We start from the raw sequence: 4,875 nt of genomic DNA on the forward strand, positions 1-4,875 counted from the left end.
TGTCGCGCTCCAGCTTTGAGCCTTTCCTCACCATGTCGACCCGGCGTGATTTGCGCGAAGCGGTGCAAAAGGGCTGGATGGCCGTGAGTGGTACACCGGGCAAGAGCGATAATCGTCCGCTGATCCCCGAGATCATCAATCTGCGCAATGAAAAGGCCAAGCTTTTGGGCTTTAAGTCGTTTGCGCATTTCCAACTCGACAACAAAATGGCCAAAACGCCTGAAGCGGCGATGGACATGATGATGGGCGTTTGGAAGGCTTCCTTAGCAACCGCCAAGCGCGAGCGGGCGATGCTGCAAGAATTAGCGGCTGCCGATGGCCTTGAAGGGCCGCTCAAGTCTTGGGATTGGTGGCATTATGCCGAAAAAGTCCGCAAGGCCAAGTTTGACGTCGATGAGTCCGAAACCAAGCCCTATTTCGAACTGGGCAATATGATCGAAGCCATCCATTGGCACGCCAATCATTTGTTTGGCATTTCCTTCAAGATGGTCAGTGGCGTTCCGACGTGGCATCCAGATGTCGTCGTCTATGAAGTGTCCGACGCCAAGGGTAATCCCATGGCCCTTTGGTATGGCGATTTCTTTGCCCGCCAAACCAAGCAATCGGGCGCTTGGATGAGCAGTTTCCGCGATCAGCAACGTCTGATCGGCGATATCAAGCCTGTGGTGTTCAATGTCTGCAACTACACCAAGGCCCCAGCTGGTCAGCCAAATCTGCTCAGCCTCGATGACGTCACCACCTTGTTCCACGAGTTTGGCCATGCGCTACACGGCATGTTGTCAGACGTGACCTATCCCAGCCAGTCAGGCACCAATGTGAAGCGCGACTTCGTTGAGTTCCCAAGCCAATTGATGGAACATTGGGTCACAACGCCAGAGATACTCACCCGCTTTGCCAAGCATTATGCCACGGGCGAAGTCATCCCGCGCGCTTTGGTCGATAAAATCATTGCCGCGAAGAACTTCAACCAAGGCTGGGCTACCAGCGAATTCATGATGGCTGCCATCATGGATATGAAAATGCACATGATTGAAGGTCCAGCCCCTACCAATGTGGATGCGTGGGAAGAAGAAATCCTCTCCAGCATTGGCTCCATCCCTGAAATCGTCGTGCGCTATCGCCCCGGCTATTTCAAACATACGTTCGAAGGTGGCTATGCAGCTGGCTATTACAGCTATATCTGGGCTGCAGTGCTGGAATGCGATGCCTTCCAAGCCTTTGTCGAAGCGGGCGATGTCTATGATCCGGCGACGTCCAAGAAGCTGAAAGACTTCATCTTTGCCAGCGGCGGCCAAGCCGATCCGATGGACAATTATGTTGCCTTCCGGGGCCGCGCTCCGGGCGTCGAAGCCCTGCTGCAAGATCGTGATTTGACGGTTAGTTGAGGAATGGCTCTCCCCCCGGCTCTCTTGGGGGCGGGGGGAGAGTGAAGCTCAATCTTCTTCGTCTTCTTCATCTTCCTCGTCATCGAGGTCGTCTTCGTCTTCAGCGTCTGGCGCGTCTTCCAGCATGACAGGCTCGTCGCCATGCGCGGCGGCCAGCTCTTCATATTCGGCTACGATATCTTCGTCCTGAATGCTCATCACATGTCTCCCTTTGGTTGACGAAAGGGAGGCTCGCCCGATTTGTTGTCGGGCGTGTGATGGGTGTGCGAAGCTTGCGTGAAATTAGGGCTTAGTTATTGGCCTTCTTATCGTCAGCCACGACCCGCAAGCCTAGATCGCGCAGCTGTTGCGGGGTGGGTAGCGTTGGGGCACCCATCATCAAGTCTTGGGCATTCTGGTTCATCGGGAACATGATGACGTCGCGGATGTTGGCCGTGCCAGCCAACAGCATCACCATCCGCTCAATCCCAGCCGCACAGCCGCCGTGTGGTGGCGCGCCATAGCGGAAAGCGTTGACCATACCGCCGAAACGGGCCTCAACTTCCGAATTCGGATAGCCAGCTAGCTCGAATGCTTTGAACATGATCTCTGGCTTATGGTTACGGATCCCGCCCGACACCAATTCATAGCCATTGCACGCCAAATCATATTGATAGGCATAGACGCTCAACGGATCGCCTTGCAGGGCTTCCAGACCACCTTGGGGCATGGAGAAGGGGTTGTGCGAGAAGTCGATCTTGCCAGTCACTTCATCGGCTTCATACATCGGGAAGTCGACGATCCACGCAAAAGCAAAGCGGTCGGTCTCGGTCAGGCCAAGCTCATCGCCAATCACCATCCGGGCTTTACCGGCAATGCGCTCAAACGCCTGTGGCTTGCCGCCCAAGAAGAAGGCCGCATCACCAGAGAGGAGGCCCAATTGCTGACGGATGGCTTCGGTGCGCTCTGGCCCGATATTCTTCGCCAAAGGCCCTGCAGCTTCGAGGCCCGAGCCATCTTCGGCTTGGCGCCAGAAGATATAGCCCATGCCGGGAAGGCCTTCCTTCTGGGCAAAGGCATTCATGCGGTCACAGAATTTGCGGCTACCGCCACCTGGTGCCGGAATGGCGCGAATTTGCGTGCCGGGCTGTTCCAATAAATTGGCGAAGATAGCAAAGCCCGAGCCTTTGAAATGCTCACTCACCACTTGCATCTTGATCGGGTTACGCAAGTCTGGCTTGTCGGTGCCATACCAGAGCGCGGAATCCTTATATGAAATCTGCACCCAATCACGGTCGACCTTCTTGCCTTGGCCAAATTCTTCAAACACACCGGCGATCACAGGCTCCATGGTCGCAAATACATCGTCTTGCGTCACAAAGCTCATTTCCACGTCGAGCTGATAGAAGTCCGTTGGCGAACGGTCGGCGCGGGGGTCTTCATCGCGGAAGCACGGCGCGATCTGGAAATATTTGTCAAAGCCCGCAACCATGATCAGCTGCTTGAACTGTTGGGGGGCTTGGGGCAGTGCATAGAATTTACCGGGGTTCAAGCGGCTAGGCACCAAGAAGTCCCGCGCGCCTTCTGGGCTAGACGCGGTCAGAATGGGCGTGGTGAATTCGGTAAAGCCTTGGTCCATCATGCGCTTGCGGAAGCTATTGACCATTTTCGAGCGCAACATGATCGTGTTGTGCAAGGTCTCGCGGCGCAAGTCGATGAAGCGATAACGCATGCGAATGTCTTCTGGATAATCCGGCTCACCAAACACAGGTACAGGCAATTCGCTGGTAACTTCCGAATGCACTTCCACGTTCAAGACGCGCAATTCAATCGCACCGGTTGCCAGTTCAGGGTTCACCGTCGCAGGATCACGCGCAATCACTTCGCCTTCGACGCCAATCACGCTTTCCGCGCGCAGACGGGTTAGCTTCTCAAAGCTTGGATTGGTTGGCCCGCACACAATCTGGGTGATGCCATAATGGTCGCGCAGATCGATGAAGGCCACGCCCCCATGGTCGCGGCGGCGGTGAATCCAGCCGGCGATCTTGACGGTTTGGCCAACATGTTCGGCGCGAAGGGCGCCGCAAGTGTGTGTACGAAAGGCTGACATGGGTGAGTGCCGATTCAATGAGTTTGTATGAGTGCGCGATAGACCGCGTGGCGACCAAAAGGTCAAGAAAGGAGGGCATATAGCGCCGCTTTCGACCGCTCTATAGAGGCCTTGTGGCAAAAGCGGGTACATTTTGACATAGGACGTGTTGCAACAAAGTGCCAATCCGGCCCGTTCTGCATTATTTTAGCTGCCAGATCGGTGGAAGCACTCGCACTTTAACTCAATCCACTCCATACGAGATCGCATGAAAGTGATCAAAACGACACAAGAACTATCCGAAGCCTGCGCCGCCATCGCCCAACATGAATTTGTGGCCGTCGATACAGAGTTTCTCCGCGAAACCACCTATTGGCCGATGCTATGCTTGATTCAGGCGGCCGCGGGTGACGTTGAGATATTGATCGACCCACTGCTAGAAGGCCTTTCACTTGAGCCGTTCTTGAACCTGATGGCCGACGAAAAGGTGCTGAAAGTCTTTCATGCGCCCCGTCAGGACTTGGAAATCTTCTATCGCTTGATGGCAGGCAGACTGCCCTCGCCCGTCTTTGACACCCAAACCGCCGCCATGGCTTTGGGCTTGGGCGAGCAGATTGCTTATGATGGCCTCGTCATGGCCCTACTCAAACGGCCAGTTGATAAGTCCCACCGCTTCACCGATTGGAGCCGTAGGCCCTTGTCAGAAAACCAATTGGCCTATGCCTTGGCAGACGTCACCCATTTGCGCGACCTCTATCCAAAAATGGCTGCTCAGCTCGAACGTAAGGGTCGCGCCGATTGGGTCAGCGAAGAGATGAAGGCCTTTGTCGATCCTGCTGCCTATGACACGACGCCCGCCAATGCGTGGAAGCGGCTGAAGCCCAAGCGCTTTGCCCAAGATTATCTGGCTGCCTTCTTTACGGCCGCGACGTGGCGGGAATGGTTTGCGCAAGAGCGCGACGTGCCGCGCGGCCGGATCTTAAAGGACGATGCCATTTTTGAAATCGCCGAACAGCGCCCGCGCGATGCCGATGCGATGGACCGTATGCGCGCTTTGCCGAAGGGCTTTGGCCGTTCAAAAGGGGGCGTACAATTGCTGGAAGCGTTGAATGAGGCCTTGGACAATCCGGCAGAATTCGCCCCCAAGACCGAACGCCCGCCCTCTTCTCCCCCAGGTCTCGGTCCTGTTGTGGAATTGTTAAAAGTGCTGTTGCGCTGTGAGGCAGAGCGTTTAGGTGTGGCCTCCAAGCTGCTTGCAACCGTCTCTGACTTAGAAGAAATCGCAGCCAGTGATGCCGCCGATGTCGCAGCCATGAAAGGCTGGCGCCGCGAAGCCTTCGGCGAAAAAGCCCTACGCCTCAAACGCGGCGAAATCGGTCTTGTCATGAAAGGCAAACGCGTCCGCGTGTTTGACGTGGCGGC

At 55.7% G+C, this 4,875-nt stretch carries 4 protein-coding genes; 2 read left to right on the forward strand and 2 right to left on the reverse strand.

Annotated features, from left to right (window positions below):
- The coding region (locus ACOVRA_RS01695; RefSeq protein WP_421718795.1) for a M3 family metallopeptidase at positions 1 to 1,385 on the forward strand (1,385 nt) is incomplete at its 5' end.
- 48 nt (positions 1,386 to 1,433) lie between these two features.
- Here ACOVRA_RS01695 and ACOVRA_RS01700 read toward each other — a convergent pair.
- On the reverse strand, positions 1,434 to 1,583 hold the full coding sequence (locus ACOVRA_RS01700) for a hypothetical protein (RefSeq protein WP_421718796.1): 150 nt from the start codon (positions 1,581 to 1,583) through the stop codon (positions 1,434 to 1,436).
- Between the two features lie 91 nt (positions 1,584 to 1,674).
- Positions 1,675 to 3,474, reverse strand: a complete 1,800-nt coding sequence (gene aspS / locus ACOVRA_RS01705; protein ID WP_421718797.1) for an aspartate--tRNA ligase — start codon at positions 3,472 to 3,474, stop codon at positions 1,675 to 1,677.
- 247 nt (positions 3,475 to 3,721) lie between these two features.
- On the opposite strand from aspS, the gene rnd reads away from it, so the two are divergent.
- Positions 3,722 to 4,875: ribonuclease D (gene rnd / locus ACOVRA_RS01710; RefSeq protein WP_421718798.1), on the forward strand; the 1,154-nt coding region annotated here is incomplete at its 3' end.

The organism is Aquidulcibacter sp. (assembly GCF_049239865.1).
Lineage (GTDB): Bacteria > Pseudomonadota > Alphaproteobacteria > Caulobacterales > Aquidulcibacteraceae > Aquidulcibacter.

Coding starts and splice junctions, on each gene's coding strand:
- ACOVRA_RS01700 (WP_421718796.1), bottom strand. CDS start 1,583: ATGAGCATTCAGGACGAAGATATCGTAGCCGAATATGAAGAGCTGGCC.
- aspS (WP_421718797.1), bottom strand. CDS start 3,474: ATGTCAGCCTTTCGTACACACACTTGCGGCGCCCTTCGCGCCGAACAT.